General features: G+C 60.7%; 16 protein-coding genes and 5 tRNA genes. 17 read left to right on the top strand and 4 right to left on the bottom strand.

The annotated features are described in order from the left end of the window. Positions 1-177 precede the first annotated feature (177 nt). A tRNA-Asn gene (locus GKKCFE_RS16760) sits at positions 178-253 on the bottom strand. 234 nt (positions 254-487) lie between these two features. On the opposite strand from GKKCFE_RS16760, the gene GKKCFE_RS16755 reads away from it, so the two are divergent. Then, positions 488-715, top strand: a complete 228-nt coding sequence (locus GKKCFE_RS16755; protein ID WP_047229257.1) for a hypothetical protein — start codon at positions 488-490, stop codon at positions 713-715. A gap of 109 nt (positions 716-824) precedes the next feature. Here the strand turns inward: GKKCFE_RS16755 and GKKCFE_RS16750 are convergent, their stop codons facing one another. After that, on the bottom strand, positions 825-2,021 hold the full coding sequence (locus GKKCFE_RS16750; protein WP_107322238.1) for an amino acid aminotransferase: 1,197 nt from the start codon (positions 2,019-2,021) through the stop codon (positions 825-827). Positions 2,022-2,353: 332 nt separating this feature from the next. Here GKKCFE_RS16750 and uvrB point away from each other — a divergent pair, with 332 nt between their 5' ends. From uvrB to GKKCFE_RS16695, 11 genes are all read left to right on the top strand, one after another. After that, positions 2,354-4,369, top strand: a complete 2,016-nt coding sequence (gene uvrB / locus GKKCFE_RS16745) for an excinuclease ABC subunit UvrB (RefSeq protein ID WP_076383911.1) — start codon at positions 2,354-2,356, stop codon at positions 4,367-4,369. 230 nt (positions 4,370-4,599) lie between these two features. After that, positions 4,600-6,081 carry a glutamate--tRNA ligase gene (gltX, locus tag GKKCFE_RS16740; protein WP_014337445.1) on the top strand — a complete coding sequence of 494 codons (1,482 nt, stop codon included), beginning with the start codon at positions 4,600-4,602 and terminating at the stop codon, positions 6,079-6,081. A gap of 146 nt (positions 6,082-6,227) precedes the next feature. After that, positions 6,228-6,303: transfer RNA gene (locus GKKCFE_RS16735), tRNA-Ala, on the top strand. 79 nt (positions 6,304-6,382) lie between these two features. After that, a tRNA-Glu gene (locus GKKCFE_RS16730) sits at positions 6,383-6,458 on the top strand. A 53-nt stretch (positions 6,459-6,511) separates the two neighbouring features. Beyond that, positions 6,512-6,587 (top strand) — tRNA-Ala (locus GKKCFE_RS16725). A 75-nt stretch (positions 6,588-6,662) separates the two neighbouring features. After that, positions 6,663-6,738, top strand: a tRNA-Glu gene (locus tag GKKCFE_RS16720). A 180-nt stretch (positions 6,739-6,918) separates the two neighbouring features. After that, positions 6,919-7,458 carry a TetR/AcrR family transcriptional regulator gene (locus GKKCFE_RS16715; RefSeq protein ID WP_076383913.1) on the top strand — a complete coding sequence of 180 codons (540 nt, stop codon included), beginning with the start codon at positions 6,919-6,921 and terminating at the stop codon, positions 7,456-7,458. A 28-nt stretch (positions 7,459-7,486) separates the two neighbouring features. Continuing rightward, entirely contained in the window at positions 7,487-8,320 is an 834-nt protein-coding gene (locus GKKCFE_RS16710; RefSeq protein WP_047229252.1) for an alpha/beta fold hydrolase, read from the top strand. Between the two features lie 84 nt (positions 8,321-8,404). Continuing rightward, complete coding sequence (locus GKKCFE_RS16705) at positions 8,405-8,854, top strand: acyl-CoA thioesterase (RefSeq protein ID WP_445576857.1); 450 nt, start codon at positions 8,405-8,407, stop codon at positions 8,852-8,854. A 247-nt stretch (positions 8,855-9,101) separates the two neighbouring features. After that, entirely contained in the window at positions 9,102-10,061 is a 960-nt protein-coding gene (locus GKKCFE_RS16700) for a tRNA dihydrouridine synthase (RefSeq protein WP_092400391.1), read from the top strand. A 119-nt stretch (positions 10,062-10,180) separates the two neighbouring features. Next, entirely contained in the window at positions 10,181-10,633 is a 453-nt protein-coding gene (locus GKKCFE_RS16695; RefSeq protein ID WP_003203872.1) for an Hsp20 family protein, read from the top strand. A 75-nt stretch (positions 10,634-10,708) separates the two neighbouring features. Here GKKCFE_RS16695 and GKKCFE_RS16690 read toward each other — a convergent pair whose 3' ends face one another. Both GKKCFE_RS16690 and GKKCFE_RS16685 read right to left on the bottom strand, forming a co-directional pair. After that, entirely contained in the window at positions 10,709-13,987 is a 3,279-nt protein-coding gene (locus GKKCFE_RS16690; protein ID WP_047229248.1) for an EAL domain-containing protein, read from the bottom strand. A 69-nt stretch (positions 13,988-14,056) separates the two neighbouring features. Next, entirely contained in the window at positions 14,057-14,947 is an 891-nt protein-coding gene (locus GKKCFE_RS16685) for a LysR family transcriptional regulator (RefSeq protein WP_047229247.1), read from the bottom strand. Positions 14,948-15,103: 156 nt separating this feature from the next. Here GKKCFE_RS16685 and leuC point away from each other — a divergent pair, with 156 nt between their 5' ends. The 5 genes from leuC to asd all read left to right on the top strand — a co-directional run bounded on the left by leuC (position 15,104) and on the right by asd (position 20,392). Continuing rightward, positions 15,104-16,522, top strand: coding sequence for a 3-isopropylmalate dehydratase large subunit (leuC, locus tag GKKCFE_RS16680; RefSeq protein ID WP_076383915.1), 1,419 nt, complete (start codon positions 15,104-15,106; stop codon positions 16,520-16,522). An 11-nt stretch (positions 16,523-16,533) separates the two neighbouring features. Continuing rightward, positions 16,534-17,178 carry a 3-isopropylmalate dehydratase small subunit gene (leuD, locus tag GKKCFE_RS16675; protein WP_047229245.1) on the top strand — a complete coding sequence of 215 codons (645 nt, stop codon included), beginning with the start codon at positions 16,534-16,536 and terminating at the stop codon, positions 17,176-17,178. 148 nt (positions 17,179-17,326) lie between these two features. Continuing rightward, the gene (locus GKKCFE_RS16670; RefSeq protein WP_288916052.1) at positions 17,327-18,091 is read left to right on the top strand and encodes a class I SAM-dependent methyltransferase; all 765 of its coding nucleotides are present in this window, start codon (positions 17,327-17,329) and stop codon (positions 18,089-18,091) included. Between the two features lie 51 nt (positions 18,092-18,142). Beyond that, a complete protein-coding gene (gene leuB / locus GKKCFE_RS16665) occupies positions 18,143-19,225 on the top strand; it encodes a 3-isopropylmalate dehydrogenase (protein WP_047229243.1) in 1,083 nt (360 codons plus the stop codon). Positions 19,226-19,279: 54 nt separating this feature from the next. Further along, on the top strand, positions 19,280-20,392 hold the full coding sequence (asd, locus tag GKKCFE_RS16660; RefSeq protein WP_047229242.1) for an aspartate-semialdehyde dehydrogenase: 1,113 nt from the start codon (positions 19,280-19,282) through the stop codon (positions 20,390-20,392). Positions 20,393-20,624 lie beyond the last annotated feature (232 nt).

Below are 20,624 nucleotides of genomic sequence, written 5' to 3'. Positions count from 1 at the left end.
TGCACGTGACGGTCGGGCCTGGCAAATTCAAGCAGGATTCAGACCATGATGCCTGTTCGGGCCTGACTGATTGTTCCGCCAGCGACATCGGCAAGCCTTTTCAATCAATCAGCCCTTTCTTTCGCCCACAAAAAAGCCCCTGAATCTTTCAATTCAGGGGCTTGATCTGCTGCTGTCTGGCTCCACGACCTGGACTCGAACCAGGGACCCAGTGATTAACAGTCACTTGCTCTACCAACTGAGCTATCGCGGAATGAAGCGTATGTTACTGATTGGAAAAGAGAAGTCAAGCTTCTCTTGCCGGCCGGCGCATTCCTCAGGTCCGTTGGCGATTAATCGGTGATTGACGGTTACCGCAACGGCAGGAGAGGGCTACCATGGTCCCCCGGAAGTGGCTGGACGCGCTGCCGGCCATTCGCCAAACAAAGGTTTGCGCCATGAATCATCTGTTACCCCTTCACACAGGCAACCACACTGAGGTGCGCCTATGAGCACCGCCCAGATCAGCTTGCCCAAGGGCGTGGGACCGCACGCGGAGAAACTCTACGATGCCATCACCCAGGCCAGCACCGCTGACGAACTGAACCGTGCCGGTGGCAAGGCCGAGGGTTTTGTCCTGGGGCTGGAAAGCACCAAGGCCATCAAGAGCCAGATTGCCGAGTCGTTGTATGTGATCTACGACGATGCCGCGAGTCAGCGGGCGACGGAGCTGTAATTTCGACGAGTTGCTTTTGTGGCGAGGGAGCAAGCTCCCTCGCCACGGGGTCAGTGTGAACGCAAAAAAAAGGGAAGCCTTGGCTTCCCTTTTTTCATCCTGGCGACCTTCAGATCACCTGAACAATCGCCTTGGTCACCGCATCGATGTTGTTCTGGTTCAGCGCGGCCACGCAGATGCGGCCGGTGTCCAGGGCATAGATGCCGAACTCGTTGCGCAGGCGCGTCACCTGTTCAACGGTCAGGCCGGAGTAGGAAAACATCCCGCGCTGGCGTGCGACGAAGCTGAAATCCCGCTGCGGAGCGGCTTTAGCCAGCATGTCCACCATCTGGTTGCGCATGCCGCGAATCCGCAGACGCATTTCGGCCAGTTCCGCTTCCCACTGGGCCCGCAGTTCCGGGCTGTTGAGCACGGCTGCGACAATGCTGGCGCCGTGGGTCGGCGGGTTGGAGTAGTTGGTGCGAATCACACGCTTGACCTGGGACAGTACCCGGGCACTTTCCTCTTTCGATTCGCTGACGATCGACAGGGCGCCAACGCGCTCGCCGTACAGGGAGAACGATTTGGAGAACGAGCTGGACGCAAAAAAGGTCAGGCCCGACTCGGCGAACAGGCGCACGGCGGCGGCGTCTTCGTCGATACCGTCGCCAAAGCCCTGATAAGCCATGTCCAAAAATGGAACGTGGTTCTTGGCCTTGACCACGTCCAGCACGTTTTTCCAGTCTTGCGGGCTCAGGTCCACGCCAGTGGGGTTATGGCAGCAGGCGTGCAGCACGACGATCGAGCGGTCGGGCAGGGCGTTGAGGTCTTCCAGCAGGCCGCTGCGGTTCACGTCATGGGTGGCAGCGTCGTAGTAGCGGTAGTTCTGCACCGGGAAACCGGCGGTTTCGAACAGCGCGCGGTGGTTTTCCCAGCTTGGATCGCTGATGGCCACGACGGCGTCAGGCAGCAGCTGCTTGAGGAAGTCGGCGCCGATCTTCAGTGCGCCTGTGCCGCCCACGGCCTGGGTGGTGATGACGCGGCCGGAGGCGATCAACGGCGAGTCCTTGCCGAACAGCAGGGTCTGGACCGCCTGGTCGTAGGCGGCAATGCCGTCGATCGGCAGGTAACCACGGGAAACGTGTTGGGCCACGCGGATCGTCTCGGCTTCGACAACGGCGCGCAGAAGTGGAATGCGCCCCTCCTCGTTGCAGTAAACACCCACGCCCAAGTTGACCTTATTGGTACGGGTGTCGGCGTTGAATGCTTCGTTGAGGCCCAGGATGGGGTCGCGTGGTGCCAATTCGACAGCGGAAAACAGGCTCATTATTGCGCGGCTCTGAATGGAGTGTGAGGGGACGTGTAGCGCTCCAGCCGAATGCACTAGAGCGGTGCACAAACGGGGAGCTAGTATAGAGGCCATCACCGGGCGCGGCGACAGGCGATTCAGTTTTTAAGGCAAGTATTTTCGTTTTTTTTCGACCGTTAGTCTCCTGGCGGCGTCAAAGACTTCAAGGCGTGTAGGACGTTCGTCTTGAAAGCGAAGGCATTCACCTCCACATTGTATGCATCCCAGTTTTTTCCTCGGGCGACATCAGTCGTTTCGGTCTTTCTCGTTCCTGTTGGCTGGCCGACAGGGGTGAACCCAGAGGTTATGTTATGTCTGAATTCCAGCTAGTCACCCGATTCCAGCCCGCCGGCGATCAGCCGGAAGCCATTCGCCTGATGGTCGAAGGCATCGAGGCCGGACTGGCGCACCAGACGCTGCTCGGTGTGACAGGCTCGGGCAAGACTTTCAGCATCGCCAACGTGATTGCCCAGGTGCAGCGCCCGACCCTGGTGCTGGCACCGAACAAGACCCTGGCGGCGCAGCTGTATGGCGAGTTCAAGGCGTTTTTCCCCAATAACGCGGTGGAGTACTTCGTCTCCTATTACGACTACTACCAACCCGAAGCCTACGTACCGTCTTCGGACACCTTCATCGAGAAGGATGCTTCGATCAACGATCACATCGAACAGATGCGGCTCTCGGCCACCAAGGCATTGCTCGAACGCAAGGACGCGATCATCGTCACCACGGTGTCATGCATCTATGGTCTGGGTAGCCCGGAAACGTACCTGAAGATGGTCTTGCACGTTGATCGCGGCGACAAGCTCGACCAGCGAGCCTTGCTGCGCCGCCTGGCGGACCTGCAATACACCCGCAACGACATGGATTTCGCCCGGGCAACGTTCCGGGTCCGTGGCGACGTGATCGACATCTACCCGGCGGAATCGGACCTGGAGGCGATCCGCATCGAGCTGTTCGATGACGAAGTGGAGAGTCTTTCGGCGTTCGATCCGCTGACCGGCGAGGTGATCCGCAAGCTGCCGCGCTTCACCTTCTACCCCAAGAGCCACTACGTTACGCCCCGGGAAACCCTGCTGGGCGCTATCGAGGGGATCAAGGTTGAATTGCAGGAGCGCCTGGAATACTTGCGGTCGAACAACAAACTGGTGGAAGCCCAGCGGCTGGAGCAGCGGACCCGATTCGACCTGGAGATGATCCTGGAGCTGGGTTACTGCAACGGCATCGAAAACTACTCGCGCTACCTGTCGGGTCGCCCGGCGGGCGCGCCACCGCCTACGTTGTATGACTATCTGCCGGCCGATGCCTTGCTGGTGATCGACGAATCCCACGTCAGCGTGCCCCAGGTCGGCGCCATGTACAAAGGCGACCGGTCCCGCAAGGAAACCCTGGTGGAATACGGCTTCCGTCTGCCTTCGGCCCTGGATAACCGGCCGATGCGTTTTGACGAATGGGAAAGTGTGAGTCCGCAGACGATTTTCGTCTCCGCCACCCCAGGCAACTACGAGGCCGAGCATGCCGGCCGGGTGGTCGAGCAGGTGGTGCGGCCCACCGGGCTGGTCGATCCGCAGGTTGAAGTGCGCCCGGCGTTGACTCAGGTCGATGATCTGCTCTCGGAAATCTCCAAGCGTGTGGCAGTGGAGGAGCGGGTGCTGGTCACCACGCTGACCAAGCGCATGGCCGAAGACCTGACTGATTATCTGGCCGACCACGGTGTGCGGGTGCGTTACCTGCACTCGGACATCGACACGGTGGAGCGGGTCGAGATCATCCGCGACCTGCGCCTGGGTACGTTCGACGTGCTGGTGGGGATCAACCTGCTGCGCGAAGGCCTGGACATGCCGGAGGTGTCACTGGTGGCGATCCTGGACGCCGACAAGGAAGGTTTCCTGCGCTCCGAGCGTTCGTTGATCCAGACCATCGGTCGGGCGGCGCGTAACCTCAACGGTCGGGCGATTCTTTATGCCGATCGCATCACCGGTTCCATGGAGCGGGCCATCGGCGAGACCGAGCGTCGTCGCGATAAACAGATTGCCTTCAACCTGGCCAACGGCATCACGCCGAAAGGGGTGTTCAAGGACGTCGCCGACATCATGGAAGGCGCCACTGTGCCCGGCTCGCGCAGCAAGAAGCGCAAGGGCATGGCCAAGGCCGCCGAAGAGAGCGCCCGTTACGAAGCCGAACTGCGCTCGCCGAGCGAAATCAGCAAGCGTATCCGTCAGTTGGAAGAAAAAATGTACCAGCTGGCCCGGGACCTGGAGTTCGAAGCCGCTGCGCAGTTGCGTGACGAGATTGGCAAGCTGCGCGAGCGGTTGCTGACTGTCTGAGGTTTTTCGGCGCCTTCGATAGCCTTTTCGCGAGCAAGCCCGCTCCCACAGTAGATCGCGTATAGCCTGCGCGACTCGGTCAACTGTGGGAGCGGGCTTGCTCGCGAATGGGGTGCCTCGGTCTGACAGATACCACACAAATCCCCCTCTCACTGGAGCCCGCCCACCATCGCCTGTTACCATTCGCCCCCTGTTTCATCTTCGCTTTTATATTCTTTCCGAGACATGCCATGACCACCGTCCGCACCCGCATCGCGCCTTCGCCCACTGGCGATCCCCATGTCGGCACCGCTTACATCGCTTTGTTCAACTATTGCTTTGCCAAGCAGCACGGCGGTGAGTTCATCCTGCGGATAGAGGACACCGACCAGTTGCGTTCGACCCGCGAGTCCGAACAGCAGATCTTCGACGCCCTGCGCTGGCTGGGCATCGACTGGAGCGAAGGTCCGGACGTTGGCGGCCCGCACGGTCCTTACCGCCAGAGCGAGCGCGGTGACATCTATCAGCAGTACTGCCAGCAACTGGTAGACATGGGGCACGCCTTCCCGTGCTTCTGCACCGCCGAAGAGCTGGACCAGATGCGCGCCGAGCAGATGGCCCGCGGCGAGACCCCACGCTACGACGGCCGCGCGCTGCTGCTGTCCAAGGAAGAAGTCGCCCGTCGCCTGGCCGCCGGCGAGCCCCATGTGATCCGCATGAAGGTGCCGACCGAAGGCGTCTGTGTGGTGCCGGACATGCTGCGCGGCGATGTCGAGATCCCGTGGGATCGCATGGACATGCAAGTGCTGATGAAGACCGACGGCCTGCCGACGTATTTCCTGGCGAACGTGGTCGACGATCACCTGATGGGCATCACCCACGTCCTGCGCGGTGAAGAGTGGCTGCCGTCGGCGCCGAAACTGATCCTGCTCTACGAATACTTCGGCTGGGAACAACCGCAGCTGTGCTACATGCCACTGCTGCGTAACCCGGACAAGAGCAAGCTGTCCAAGCGCAAGAACCCGACGTCGGTGACCTTCTACGAACGCATGGGCTTCATGCCTGAGGCGATGCTCAACTACCTGGGGCGCATGGGCTGGTCGATGCCGGACGAGCGCGAGAAGTTCTCGCTGCAGGAAATGGTCGAGCATTTCGACCTGTCGCGGGTGTCGCTGGGTGGTCCGATCTTCGATGTCGAGAAACTCTCCTGGCTCAACGGTCAGTGGTTGCGTGACCTGCCGGTGGAGGAGTTTGCTGCGCGTGTACAGAAGTGGGCATTGAACCCTGAGTACATGATGAAAATTGCTCCCCATGTGCAGGGCAGGGTGGAGACGTTCAGCCAGATCGCACCCCTGGCCGGCTTCTTCTTTGCCGGCGGCGTGACGCCGGATGCGAAGCTGTTCGAGTCCAAGAAACTTTCCGGTGATCAGGTGCGCCAATTGATGCAACTGATCCTGTGGAAGCTCGAAAGTCTGCGTCAGTGGGAAAAGGACAGCATCACCGCGACCATCCAGGCCGTGGTCGAATCGCTGGAGCTGAAACTGCGTGATGCCATGCCGCTGATGTTCGCCGCCATTACTGGCCAGGCCAGCTCAGTGTCGGTGCTCGACGCCATGGAGATCCTTGGCCCGGACCTGACCCGTTTCCGTCTGCGCCAGGCCATCGATCTGCTCGGTGGTGTGTCGAAGAAGGAGAACAAGGAGTGGGAAAAACTGCTGGGCGCGATTGCCTGAGTGCTCGATGAGGCAGGACATACCCCGGTTTTCCGGGGTTTGTCGGTAAGTGATTGTTATCCCGGCAAAAAACTTTCAAATTTGTTGAAAATAAATTTGACAGCCCTCTGATACGCCCTTAAGATTCGCCCCGTCCTCAGCGATGAGGGGCTATAGCTCAGCTGGGAGAGCGCTTGCATGGCATGCAAGAGGTCGACGGTTCGATCCCGTCTAGCTCCACCAATTTACACTTCAAGGGCTGGCCACACGGGTCTTGAAGCGATCAGCACTCAGCGTTGATCAGTTGTATAGAAGGGTTTGCGTCCCCTTCGTCTAGTGGCCTAGGACACCGCCCTTTCACGGCGGTAACAGGGGTTCGAGTCCCCTAGGGGACGCCAGTTTTACAGAAGCGATGTTGCAAGATGTCGCTCCGCCGCGAGGCGAAAAATCCGGGGCTATAGCTCAGCTGGGAGAGCGCTTGCATGGCATGCAAGAGGTCGACGGTTCGATCCCGTCTAGCTCCACCAATTACAGGTTCAAGGTTTGGCCACACCGGCCTTGAATCGATCAGTTCTCAGCGCTGATCAAGTTAGAAGGTTTGTGTCCCCTTCGTCTAGTGGCCTAGGACACCGCCCTTTCACGGCGGTAACAGGGGTTCGAGTCCCCTAGGGGACGCCACGATTACCCGCTCTGCGGGATTTTATAAGGGTCATTCAATTCTTGAATGGCCCTTTTGTTTGTCTGGCGTTCGGCCAATCTTCAATTCCTTTAACGATGCTTCTGACCAGCGGTCAAAATTTCCGCTTGCGGAAAATTATTACATGGATAATATTTCAGTCGTAATATTCGGAGGTAACGATGAGCGATAAAAAAGCGCAAACCCGCGAACGCATACTCAAGGCCGCCAGTGCTGCGCTGATTCAGCGTGGTCCGGCCGAGCCGAGTGTCGGCGAGGTGATGGGCGCCGCCGGGCTGACAGTGGGCGGTTTCTATGCCCACTTCGAAAGCAAGGATGCCTTGATGCTCGAGGCATTCAAGCAACTGCTCAGCCAGCGTCGCGGCTTGATCGCTGACATGGATGCCGAGCTGAGCGGTGAGGAGCGGCGAACCCTGGCAGCCGCGTTCTACCTGTCGCGCAAGCACCGTGATACCACCGATCTGGCCTGCCCGATCCCGGCATCGGTCGGCGAGCTCGGGCGGCTGCCGGATGAGTTTCGTGAGGTGCTCAATGAGCATATTGAGCTGATGGTTGCGCAGTTGGCGGCCAGCCCGGAAGACGCCGATAAGGCCTTGGCTGACATTGCCCTGATGGTCGGCGGCCTGGCCTTGGCGCGAGCGTTGGGCCCGGGAGAGCTATCGGATCGGTTGCTGCGCGCTGCCAAGTCGGCGGTGCGATGAGCTAAGGCGCAAGCCCTGGAGATGAGCGATGAACAGGTTTAGCTGGATTCGTGGCGTCAATGGCACGCTGGGATGGGTGGCTCCGGGCCTGGTGGCGAAGAAGATGCGATCGCTGTTCATGCGTCCCCGGGACTTGCCGCCAAGGGATTGGGAGCTGCCATTGCTGGCGACCTCCGAGCGCATCACCTTACGCTTCGGTCTGTCCGCCTTGCGCTGGGGCAAAGGCCCGACCGTCTTGTTGATGCATGGCTGGGAAGGGCGACCCACGCAATTTGCCGCGCTGATCACGGCGCTGGTAGGTGCCGGCTACACGGTGGTGGCGTTGGACGGCCCGGCCCATGGCCGCTCACCTGGGCGCGAGGCCAATGTCCTGCTGTTCGCCAGGGCCATGCTCGAAGCCGCGGCGGAGTTACCACCGCTGCAAGCCGTGGTTGGGCATTCCATGGGTGGTGCCAGTGCCATGCTTGCGGTTCAGCTGGGGTTGCGGACCGAGACTCTGGTCAGCATTGCAGCGCCTGCGCGCATTCTTGGCGTGCTGCGTGGGTTCGCCCGGATGATGGGGCTGCCGCCCAAGGCGCGATCGGCCTTCATTCGCCAAGTGGAAAACGATGTGGGCATGCCGGCTTCGAGGATGGATGTCGCCCATTACCAACTGGACGTGCCCGGGCTGATTGTCCATGCCGAGGACGACACCTTCGTTTCGGTCAAGGAATCGCAACTGATTCACGAAGCCTGGTTCGACAGCCGCTTGCTGCGCTTGCCGCAGGGCGGCCACCAGCGAGTGCTGGCCGATCCTCGCGTTATTGATGGTGTGTTATCCCTGCTGGCCGGGCGCAGTCTGCAAGCGCGGCAATCGGCTTGATCTGTGGGAGCGAGGCTTGCCCGCGATGGCGGTCAAGCTCGGATCCGTTACACTGGCCCCACCAAATTCGACTGGGAGAGGGGCATGGGCTGGGATCGGGCAACGCCGTTCATTATTGATCTTCAAGTAAATGCTGAAGACATCGACGGGCTGGGCCACGCCAATAACGCGGTATACGTCACCTGGCTTGAGCGCTGTGCCTGGCGCCATTCCCAGCGCCTGGGGCTGGATCTGGTGGAGTATCGGCGGCTGGACCGGGCCATGGCGGTTGTGCGTCATGAGATCGATTACCTGGCGGCGGCCTACGAAGGTGACGAGCTGCAACTGGCTACCTGGATCGTCGACTGGGATCAGCGATTGAAGATGAGTCGGCATTTCCAGCTGATTCGCCCCAGCGACAACACCACGTTATTGCGGGCCCAGACCACATTTGTCTGCATTGAACTGTCCACCGGCAGGCCCAAGCGCATGCCACCGGAGTTCATCGAGGGTTATGGTCCTGCGCTGATGACATCCGGCATTCTCATAGACTGACCCAGCGCTATCGCGAGCAAGCTCGCTCCCACAGGGATCTGTGGTGGATGCAGAATCTGTGAACACGCGGGATCCAGTGTGGGAGCCGAGCTTGCTCGCGATGACGGCCGCACATTCGGTATCAATGCAAGCTGACCCAGCGCTATCGCGAGCAAGCTCAACTCCCACAGGGGATTGGTGGTGAATTCCGATGTTGTGGGCAAAATCCGGTAAACTGCCGCACGTTTTTCGTTGAGTGTGTTTTTCCATGCAAATTGCCCTGGCGCCCATGGAGGGGTTGGTTGACAACATCCTGCGGGACGTTCTGACCCGTGTTGGCGGTATCGACTGGTGCGTGACCGAGTTCATTCGCATCAATGACCGTCTGCTCACACCGGCCTATTTCCACAAGCTTGCCCCTGAGCTGCTGACCGGTGCCCGGACCGCTGCCGGCGTACCGCTGCGGGTGCAATTGCTGGGTTCCGATCCGGTGTGCCTGGCGGAGAACGCCGCATTGGCCTGCGAGCTGGGTTCGCAGGTTATCGACCTGAACTTCGGCTGCCCGGCCAAGACTGTGAATAAATCACGGGGTGGGGCGGTGTTGCTCAAGGAGCCGGAGCTGCTCAACGAAATTGTCGAGCACGTGCGCCGCGCGGTGCCCAGGCACATTCCCGTTACCGCCAAGATGCGCCTGGGTTTCGACAGCCCGGATGGGGCGTTGGTCTGTGCCACGGCATTGGCCGAAGGTGGCGCGGCGCACATTGTGGTGCATGCGCGGACCAAGACCGACGGCTATAAACCACCGGCCCACTGGGAGTGGATCCCACGGGTTCAGGAGGTGGTCAAGGTCCCGGTATTCGCCAACGGCGATATCTGGAGCGTTGAAGACTGGCGCCGGTGCCGCGAGATCAGCGGCGTGGAAGACATCATGCTCGGCCGTGGCCTTGTGTCCCGTCCTGATCTGGCCCGGCAGATCGCTGCGGCCAGGGCCGGTGAAGAGGTGATCGAGCTGTCCTGGGCCGAGTTGCAACCCATGCTCCAGGACTTCTGGGTGCAAGTGGTCGAGCAATTGACCCCACGCCAGGCGCCCGGCCGGTTGAAGCAGTGGCTGGCGATGCTGACTCGCAATTATCCCGAAGCGGTGGAGCTGTTTACCGCCCTGCGCCGGGAAACCGACCTGGACGCGGTAGGCCGTTTGCTCGGCGTGCAGCGCACCGAAGCGGCCTGAAAAAATTTCAAAACAACCTCTTGAAAAGTTTTTGGCGGTCCCTAGATAGGGATTACGCGATGCCGAATTCGGGTCGCGGAGACAAAAAAACTTGCTGAACTTTTCAGGAGATTTGAATCATGAGTACTGCATTTTCCCTGGCCCCTCTGTTCCGTTCCTCGGTGGGCTTCGACCGTTTCAACGACCTGTTCGAAACCGCCTTGCGCAACGAACCGGGCAGTAGCTATCCACCCTACAACGTGGAAAAACATGGCGATGACGAGTATCGCATCGTGGTTGCCGCCGCCGGGTTCCAGGAAGAAGACCTGGACCTGCAAGTGGAAAAAGGTGTGCTGACCATCAGCGGTGGTAAGCGCGAAGCGAGCAACGACAGCGTGACCTACCTGCACCAGGGTATCGCCCAGCGTGCGTTCAAGCTGTCCTTCCGGTTGGCCGATCATATCGAGATCAAATCCGCCGGCCTGAGCAACGGTCTGTTGAGCATCGACCTGTTGCGAGTGATCCCGGAAGAGGCGAAAGCCAAGCGCATCCCGATCAACGGGGCGCAGCAACAACCCGCGCTGCAAAACTGATGCATCGCAACTAATGAAGAAGGGCGCCATTGGCGCCCTTTTTCATTTGTGGAGCCCTCATTGCGGGCTCCTCTGTCAGGGCAACAGTCGCTCAAACGCGTCTAGCGGCAACGGCCGACTGTGCAGGTAGCCCTGGTACAAATGGCAGCCCAGCCCCTGCAGGAAACTCAGTTGTTCCGGGGTCTCGACACCTTCGGCAATCACCTCCAGCTCAAGGCTGCGGGCCATGGCGACGATGGCGCGGATGATTTCGGTATCGTTGGGGTCGCTGGTGGCGTCGCGCACGAATGACTGATCGATTTTCAAGGTGTCCACCGGCAGACGTTTGAGGTAGGTCAGCGACGAATAACCGGTCCCGAAATCGTCCATGGCGAAGCTCACTCCCAATTTTTTCAGGCGACGCATCTTGGCGATGGTGTCGTCCAGGTTCTGGATCACGATGCCCTCGGTGATTTCCAGCTTGAGCATGGCGTAAGGCAGGCCATAGGTGGCGAGGCAGCTTTCGATGCGCTCGACGAAGTCGCTCTGGCGGAACTGCCGTGGGCTGATATTCACGCACAGGCTGAATTGCAGCGGATCGATCTTGCCCTTGGCGATCAGTTGTTTGAAGCCGTTGCAGGCTTCATCGAGAATCCAGGTGCCAACTTCCAGGATCAGCCCGCTGTCCTCCAGCACTTTGATGAATTCATTCGGTGATTGGGCGCCCAATTCTGGGTGATGCCAGCGCACCAGCGTTTCGGCGCCGATGATGCGGTTGTCCCGGGCGTCGACCTGAGGTTGGAAATGTACGCTGAACTCCCCGCGAGCCAAGGCCTGGCGCAGGTCGGTTTCCATGCGCAGCCGTTCGCTGGCGGCTTTTTGCATGGTGGTGTGGAACATCTGCGAGGTGTTGCGCCCCGAATCCTTGGCGCGGTACAGCGCAATGTCGGCGCGCTTGAGCAGGTCGGTGGGGGTGGAGCCATGGTCGGGAATCAGCGCCATGCCGATGCTCGGCGTGACTTGCAACCGTTGGCCATCGAGAAACATCGGCTCCGACAGTAATTCGCGCAGAGTGTCGGCCAGGTTCTGTACCTGTTGGCTGACTGCGCTGCGGGTGCCTTCCAGGCCGCTGAGCAGCACCACGAATTCGTCGCCGCCCAGCCTCGCCACGGTGTCTTCCAGGCGCACGCTGGCTTCCAGGCGTGCGGTGATGATTTTCAGCACCGTGTCGCCCACCGGGTGGCCCAGGGAGTCGTTGATGTGCTTGAAGTGGTCCAGGTCCAGAAACAGCAGGGCGCCCCGCAGGTTATGGCGCTTGAGCAAGGCGATCTGCTGGCTCAGCCGATCCATCAGTAAGGCGCGGTTGGGCAGGTTGGTCAGCGGATCGTGATAGGCCAGGTGGCGGATCTGTGCTTCGGCATTGCGCAACAGGCTCACGTCCCGGGCGGTCAGCAGCAGGCAGGCCGTCTCATTGAGCATGATCGGTTCGACCGAGACCTCCACCGTGAGGATCTCTCCGCGTTTATTGCGCCCGAGCATTTCCTGGTGATGCACCCGGCCCTTGAGCTCCAGTTCGGCCAGCAATGCCATGCGTTGTTTTTCTTCGGCCCAGATACCGACCTCGTAGACCGTATGCCCGATCACTTCGTCGGCGCGGTAGCCGGTCAGGCGGCAGAAGCCGTCATTGACTTCGAGGTAGCGGCCGCTGTCGCGTTCGGTGATGGTGATGGCGTCAGGGCTGGAATGGAAAGCCTTGGCGAATTTCTCCTCGCTGGCCTTGAGGGCCGCTTCGGAGCGCTGCTGCTGGGAGATATCCCGCAAGGTGGTGACGATGCAGGGCTGGTTGCCGACGTTGATCTGGCGACTGGAAATCACGCATGTCAGCGGCTGGCCGTTTTTATGGTGGACGACGACGGCCACGTTGTTCAGGGAGCGCTCGCGTATCACCCTTTCGATGCGTTGCAGGCTGCTCCCCGAGGCGTCCCACAGGCCGATTTCGTCGGCGCTCAGGCCGATCACGTCGGTGGCTGACCAGCCGAAGGTCTGGGTGAAGCTGGAATTGATTTCGAGGAACCGGCCACTATCCTGATGAGTTACGCAGATCGGGTCGGGGCTGACCTGGAACAGGGTGGCGAATTTTTCTTCCGACGCCGCCAGGCTCTGTTCGCGTTCTACCTGGTCAGTGATGTCCAGCAAGGTACCGGCCATGCGCAGCGGGCTGCCGTCGTCATTACGATAGAGACGTGCGCGGCTTTCCAGGTATCGGGCGCTGCCGTCCGGCATTTGGACGCGGTAGGTCAGTTGATAATTCCCCGCCGGGCCTTCCCGCAGGCTGCGGTAGGCGTTGCGCATATTGTTGCGCTCGTCATCGGGCACCCCTTCGAAAAACGCATCGAACGACTCGTGGAACGGCTTGGGCTCCAGGCCATGCAACTGCGCCGCCCGGGCCGAGCCGTAGAGCATGCCACTGGGAATATGCCAGTCCCAGGTGCCCAGTTGCGCCGAATCGAGGGCCAGATCAAGGCGTTCCTGGCTGTCCTTGAGGGCCTGTTCGGCGAGTTTGCGTTCGGTGGTATCGAGGAAGGTGCTCAGCAGATAGGGCTGGCCTTCCAGCTCGACCTTCTGGGCGCTGAGCAGGCCGCTGTGGATCTGACCATTGCTGGCCTGCAGTTCCACCTCCATGCTCGCCATTTCGCCGTTGGCCTTGATGATCTCCACCAGTTTTGCCCGCTGTCCGGGGTCGACCCATAGGCCCAGTTCCAGCGTCGTGCGGCCGATGATGTCGTGCAGCGGCCAGCCAAACAGACTTTCGAAATACTGGTTGGCCTCGATGATCAGCCCGTCTTCCTGGCGGGTCAGCAGCACCATGTTCGGACATAGATGAAAGAGCGTGGCGAAGCGTTTTTCCGAGTTACGCAGTGCCTGCTCCCGTTCGCGCTGGTGCGTGATCTCCCGGATCACTCCGATCATCCGCGGGCGGCCGTGTTTATCGGGTAATACGCTGCCGTTGATTTCCAGCCAGTGCAGGCTGCCGTCGGGCCAGACGATGCGGTGGTGCATGGCCTGTTCCAGGGGCGCACCGGCCACCGCCGCATGAAAGGCGCGGATGGCCTTTGCTCGGTCTTGGGGGAGCAACAGGTCCAGATAGTCCACATCCGCCGGCAATGGCTGGCGCGGATCGAAGCCGAACAGCGCCTGAGTGCCCCGTGACCAACTGATCCGCCCGGTATCAATGTCCCACGACCAGGCTCCCAGGCGCGCGCCGTTCAAGGCGGCCAGCAACTGGGGGGCGCTGTCCCAGCTTTGCTCGGACCGTTTCGGGTCTAGCGCCTGAATGCGCGGCAGGGGCGGGAATTGGTCAGCGGATTTGGGCATTATCTCGCGAGCCTTGGGCAATTTGGGGCGTTGGGCGCAGGCGTTTCGGCTCTATAGGAGTAGCACAACCTATGCCCTTTTCCCTGGCAGATCGATTTGTGCGTCCAGTAAGGACATGAAAGCCCGTGCAGCATTCGACAGCGTCCGTTCGGTGTGCAAGATATAGCCTAGCTGGCGACTGAGCTGTATGCCCGGCAAAGGAATGCGTGCCACCTGTTCATCGAGCATGGTGCGCGGCAGGACGCTCCAGGCCAGGCCGATGGAGACCATCATTTTTATGGTTTCCAGATAATTCGTGCTCATGGCGATGTTCGGCGTCAGGCCCTGGGCTTCGAACAGGCGTTGAACAATGTGGTGGGTAAAGGTATTGCCGCCGGGGAACACCGCCGGATGCAAGGCGATGTCTGCCAGGCTGACCGGGCCGTTGTCCAACAGCGCGTGTTCCGGCGCCACCACGAAATCCAGGGGGTCGTCCCACACCGGCGTGGCGCGTACCAGCGTGTGCGGTTCCGGGGCCAGGGTGATGACCGCCAGCTCCGCCCGGCCGTGGAGAATTTCTTCGTAGGCCACTTCCGAATCGAGGAACTGAATATCCAGCGCCACCTCAGGGTAGCGTCGGGTGAACTCCCTCAATAGAGGTGGCAGCCGATGCAGGCCGATGTGGTGGCTGGTGGCGAGCGTCAGGCGTCCGGTCACTTCACCGGTCAGGTTGGTCAGGGCGCGGCGGGTGTCATCCAGCACGTTAAGAATCTGATAGGCCCGTGGCAGAAGGGCTCGTCCAGCCTCGGTCAGGCCGACTTCTCGACCGAGCCGATCGAACAGGCGCACTTTGAGCTGTTGCTCCAGCCCGGCGATACGCTTGCTGATGGCCGGCTGGGTCAGGTGCAGGCGTTCACCGGCGCCGGAGAAACTGCCGGTCTCGGCGATGGCGATAAAGGCGTTAAGGCTGGCGAGGTCCATGGGCGTCCCGGTCGAATTCCAAATGGTTATGCAAAGCATGAAAAATATGAATTTGAGTTATTTAATGTAGCCTCATAAGATCAGCCTCACAAGCCAAGGGGTTATTGATTCACTCAAGACCCGGGGCATAGAAACAAGCTGATGAGGAACCGTCTGATGGCCGGCAAAACGCTCTACGACAAGCTCTGGGATTCGCATTTGGTCAAGCAGCGCGACGATGGTTCGGCGCTGATCTACATCGACCGTCACATCATCCACGAAGTGACTTCGCCGCAAGCCTTCGAAGGCCTGCGTCTGGCCGGGCGCAAGCCGTGGCGCATCGATGCCAATATCGCGACCCCGGACCACAACGTGCCGACCACACCGGAGCGCAAGGGCGGCATCGAAGCCATTGCCGATCAGGTGTCGCGCTTGCAGGTGCAGACCCTTGACGATAACTGTGACGAATACGGCATCGTTGAATTCAAGATGAATGACGTGCGCCAGGGTATCGTCCACGTCATTGGCCCGGAGCAGGGCGCGACCTTGCCCGGCATGACCGTGGTCTGCGGCGACTCCCACACCTCCACCCATGGTGCGTTTGGCGCCTTGGCCCACGGCATCGGCACCTCCGAGGTCGAGCACGTGCTCGCTACCCAGTGCCTGGTCGCCAAGAAAATGAAAAACATGCTGGTGCGCGTCGAGGGCAAGCTGCCGTTTGGCGTGACTGCCAAGGACATCGTCCTGGCCGTGATCGGCAAGATCGGCACCGCCGGTGGTAACGGCCATGCCATCGAGTTCGCCGGCAGCGCCATCCGCGATTTGTCCGTGGAAGGGCGCATGACCATCTGCAACATGTCCATCGAAGCCGGCGCTCGTGTCGGGCTGGTGGCCGCCGATGAAAAAACCGTGGAGTACGTCAAGGGCCGTCCGTTCGCCCCCAAGGGCGCCGAGTGGGACATGGCGGTGCAAGCCTGGAAAGACCTGGTTTCCGATGCCGACGCGCAGTTCGACACCGTGGTCGAACTCGACGCGACGCAAATCAAGCCGCAAGTCAGCTGGGGCACTTCCCCGGAAATGGTCCTGGCCGTGGACCAGAACGTGCCCGATCCTGCCAAGGAGATGGATCTGGTCAAGCGAGACTCCATCGTCCGCGCCCTGAAATACATGGGTTTGAGCGCCAACCAGGCGATCACCGACATTCAGCTGGACCGTGTGTTCATTGGCTCCTGCACCAACTCGCGGATCGAAGACCTGCGCGCAGCGGCGGTGATCGCCAAGGGCCGCAAAGTCGCCTCGACCATCAAGCAGGCCATCGTGGTGCCAGGCTCGGGCCTGGTGAAGGCCCAGGCGGAAGCCGAAGGTCTGGACAAGATTTTCCTCGAGGCCGGTTTCGAATGGCGTGAGCCTGGGTGCTCGATGTGCCTGGCGATGAACCCGGACCGTTTGGAGTCGGGCGAGCATTGCGCCTCCACCTCCAACCGTAACTTCGAAGGCCGTCAGGGCGCCGGTGGCCGTACGCATCTGGTCAGCCCGGCCATGGCCGCCGCCGCCGCCGTCAACGGCCGTTTCGTCGACGTCCGTGAATTGATCTGAAGGAGCGCAGCATGAAAGCTTTTACCCAGCACACTGGTCTTGTCGCGCCTTTGGATCGTGCCAACGTCGACACCGACCAGATCATCCCCAAGCAGTTTTTGAAGTCGATCAAGCGCACCGGCTTCGGCCCGAACCTGTTTGACGAGTGGCGCTACCTGGATGTGGGCCAGCCCTACCAGGACAACTCCAAGCGCCCGTTGAACAAGGATTTCGTCCTCAACGCCGAACGTTACCAAGGCGCCAGCGTGTTGCTGGCCCGCGAAAACTTCGGCTGCGGCTCCAGTCGCGAACACGCGCCATGGGCCCTTGAAGAGTACGGCTTTCGCAGCATCATTGCGCCGAGCTACGCCGACATCTTCTTCAACAACAGCTTCAAGAACGGCTTGTTGCCGATCATCCTGAGCGACGCTGAAGTCGATGAGTTGTTCCAGCAGGTCGAGGCCAACCCCGGCTATCAACTGCAGATCGACCTGGCGGCCCAGACCGTGACCCGTCCTGACGGCAAGGTGTTGCGTTTCGAGATCGATGCATTCCGCAAGCACTGCCTGCTCAACGGTCTGGACGACATCGGCCTGACCTTGCAGGACGGCGAGGCGATTGCCACGTTCGAGGCCAAGCACCGGGCGAGCCAGCCTTGGTTGTTTCGGGATGCTTGATTGATCTGAGATTGATGTCGTCAGTGCTGGCCCCTTCGCGAGCAAGCTCGCTCCCACAGGTGTTTTGTGAACACCATAAATCCCCTGTGGGAGCGAGCTTGCTCGCGATGGGGTCCGCCCAGGCAATAAAAAACCATAAGGACATCCCATGACCACCACCGCCCACAGTCAGGTCGTACAAAAGCAATTCGGTGAACAGGCTTCGGCCTATCTGAGCAGTGCCGTGCACGCCCAGGGCACTGAGTTCGCCCTGCTGCAGGCTGAGCTTGCCGGGCGCGGCGAGGCCCGTGTGCTGGACCTGGGCTGCGGCGCTGGGCACGTGAGTTTCCATGTGGCGCCGCTGGCCGGTGAAGTGGTGGCCTACGACCTGTCCCAGCCAATGCTTGACGTTGTAGCTACGGCGGCAGCGGATCGTGGCCTGAGTAACATCACCACGGTGTGCGGCGCCGCCGAACGCCTGCCGTTCGCTGACGCTGAGTTCGACTTCGTGTTCAGCCGCTATTCAGCGCATCATTGGAGCGACCTGGGCTTGGCGCTGCGGGAAGTGCGCCGGGTGCTCAAGCCGGGTGGAGTGGCGGCGTTCATTGATGTCCTGTCACCCGGCATGCCGTTGTTGGACACGTACCTGCAAAGCGTTGAGGTGCTGCGTGACACCAGCCATGTTCGCGATTATTCGGCCGGCGAGTGGTTGCGCCAGGTCAGCGAGGCGGGGTTGCATACCCGCAGCACCACGCGCCAGCGTCTGCGCCTGGAGTACCAGTCGTGGGTCGAGCGCATGCGCACCCCCGAAGTGATGCGTGGGGCGATCCGTGAGCTGCAGCGATCGATGGGTGTTGAGGTGCGTGAATATTTTGAGATTGAGGCCGATGGTTCGTTCAGTACAGACGTACTGGTGCTGTGGGCCGAGCGATAGCACTTTTTCCGGCCAGTCCAAGCGCGGGCCGACAGAGCAAACGAGGAAAACATGAGCAAGCAGATTCTGATTCTCCCAGGCGACGGTATTGGCCCGGAAATCATGGCCGAAGCGGTCAAGGTCCTAGAGCTGGCGAACGACAAGTACGGCCTGGGCTTTGAACTCAGCCACGATGTGATCGGCGGCGCTGCGATCGACAAGCATGGCGTCCCCCTGGCCGATGAAACCCTGGATCGCGCGCGTGCCGCCGATGCCGTACTGCTGGGCGCCGTGGGCGGCCCGAAATGGGACAAGATCGAACGCGACATCCGTCCTGAGCGCGGCCTGCTGAAGATCCGTGCGCAACTGGGCCTGTTCGGCAATCTGCGTCCGGCAATCCTCTACCCGCAACTGGCCGACGCTTCGAGCCTGAAGCCGGAAATCGTTTCGGGCCTGGACATCCTCATCGTCCGTGAACTGACCGGCGGTATCTACTTCGGCGCCCCGCGCGGCACCCGTGAGCTGGATAATGGCGAGCGTCAGGCCTACGACACCTTGCCGTACAGCGAGAGCGAAATCCGCCGTATCGCCCGGGTCGGTTTTGATATGGCACGGGTGCGCGGCAAAAAACTGTGCTCGGTGGACAAGGCCAACGTCCTGGCTTCCAGCCAGCTGTGGCGCGAAGTGGTCGAGCAGGTGGCCAAGGATTACCCGGACATCGAACTGAGCCACATGTACGTCGACAACGCCGCCATGCAACTGGTGCGCGCGCCCAAGCAGTTCGACGTGATCGTCACCGACAATATGTTCGGTGACATCCTGTCCGATGAAGCCTCGATGCTCACCGGCTCCATCGGCATGCTGCCGTCGGCCTCCCTGGATGCCAACAACAAAGGCATGTACGAGCCATGCCACGGTTCGGCGCCGGACATTGCCGGGCAGGGCATTGCCAACCCGTTGGCAACCATCCTGTCGGTGTCGATGATGCTGCGCTACAGCTTCAGTCTCAATGACGCGGCTGATGCCATCGAGAAGGCGGTCAGTGTGGTATTGGATCAAGGTTTGCGCACGGGCGACATCTGGTCGACCGGTTGTACCAAAGTCGGTACGCAGCAAATGGGCGATGCAGTAGTCGCCGCGTTGCGTAATCTGTAATCTTTGCGGCCCACCGCTTCGACGGTGGCCCACTTTTGTATAGGTGTAGTTGCGATGAAACGTGTAGGTCTGATCGGTTGGCGCGGCATGGTCGGTTCCGTGCTCATGCAGCGAATGCTGGAAGAGCAGGATTTCGATCTCATTGAACCGGTGTTTTTCACCACCTCCAATGTCGGTGGCCAGGGCCCGTCCGTGGGCAAGGACACCGGTGCGCTCAAGGATGCCTACAGCATTGACGAGCTCAAGACTCTCGACGTGATCCTGACCTGTCAGGGTGGCGACTACACCAGCGAAGTCTTCCCGAAACTGCGTGAAGCCGGCTGGCAGGGTTACTGGATCGACGCCGCCTCCAGCCTGCGCATGCAGGACGACGCCGTGATCATTCTCGACCCGGTGAACCGCAAGGTCATCGACCAGCAACTGGACGCGGGCACCAAGAACTACATTGGCGGCAACTGCACCGTCAGCCTGATGCTGATGGGCCTGGGCGGCCTGTTCGAGGCCGGTCTGGTGGAGTGGATGAGTGCCATGACCTATCAGGCGGCCTCGGGAGCCGGCGCGCAGAACATGCGTGAACTGATCAAGCAAATGGGGGCTACCCACGCCGCTGTCGCCGATGACCTGGCCAACCCGGCCAGCGCCATCCTGGACATCGATCGCAAGGTCGCCGAGGCGATGCGCAGCGATGCGTACCCGACCGAGAACTTCGGCGTGCCGTTGGCCGGCAGCCTGATCCCGTGGATCGACAAGGAACTGCCGAACGGCCAGAGCCGTGAAGAGTGGAAGGCCCAGGCCGAAACCAACAAGATCCTCGGTCGCTTCAAGAGCCCGATCCCGGTGGACGGCATCTGCGTGCGTATCGGTGCCATGCGCTGCCACAGCCAGGCGCTGACCATCAAGTTGAACAAAGACGTGCCGATCGCCGACATCGAAGGGCTGATCAGCCAGCACAACCCTTGGGTCAAGCTGGTGCCGAACAACCGCGAAATCAGCATGCAGGAGCTGAGCCCGACCAAAGTCACCGGCACCTTGAACGTACCAGTGGGTCGTCTGCGCAAGTTGAACATGGGCTCGCAATTCGTCGGTGCCTTCACCGTCGGCGACCAGTTGCTGTGGGGCGCGGCCGAACCGCTGCGTCGCATGCTGCGGATTCTGCTCGAGCGTTGATCGGTCTCTGCTGTGAAAGAGCCCGTGCCTTGTGAGAGGTGCGGGTTTTTTTATGGGAACGGTGTCGTCCGTGACATCGTCATCGCGAGCAAGCTCGCTCCCACAGTGGATCTTCAGTGGCCACAACACCTGTGGGAGCGAGCTTGCTCGCGATGGGGCCAGTACAACCACTGCAAACTCCCCAGCCAATTGCCTGCATACCCCCCACCCGGTAAAGTGCCGCTCCCCACGT

Source organism: Pseudomonas sp. E141, from assembly GCF_052659885.1.
Note: the sequence above shows the minus strand (reverse complement) of the source record. Positions and strands in the feature narration are given on the sequence as shown.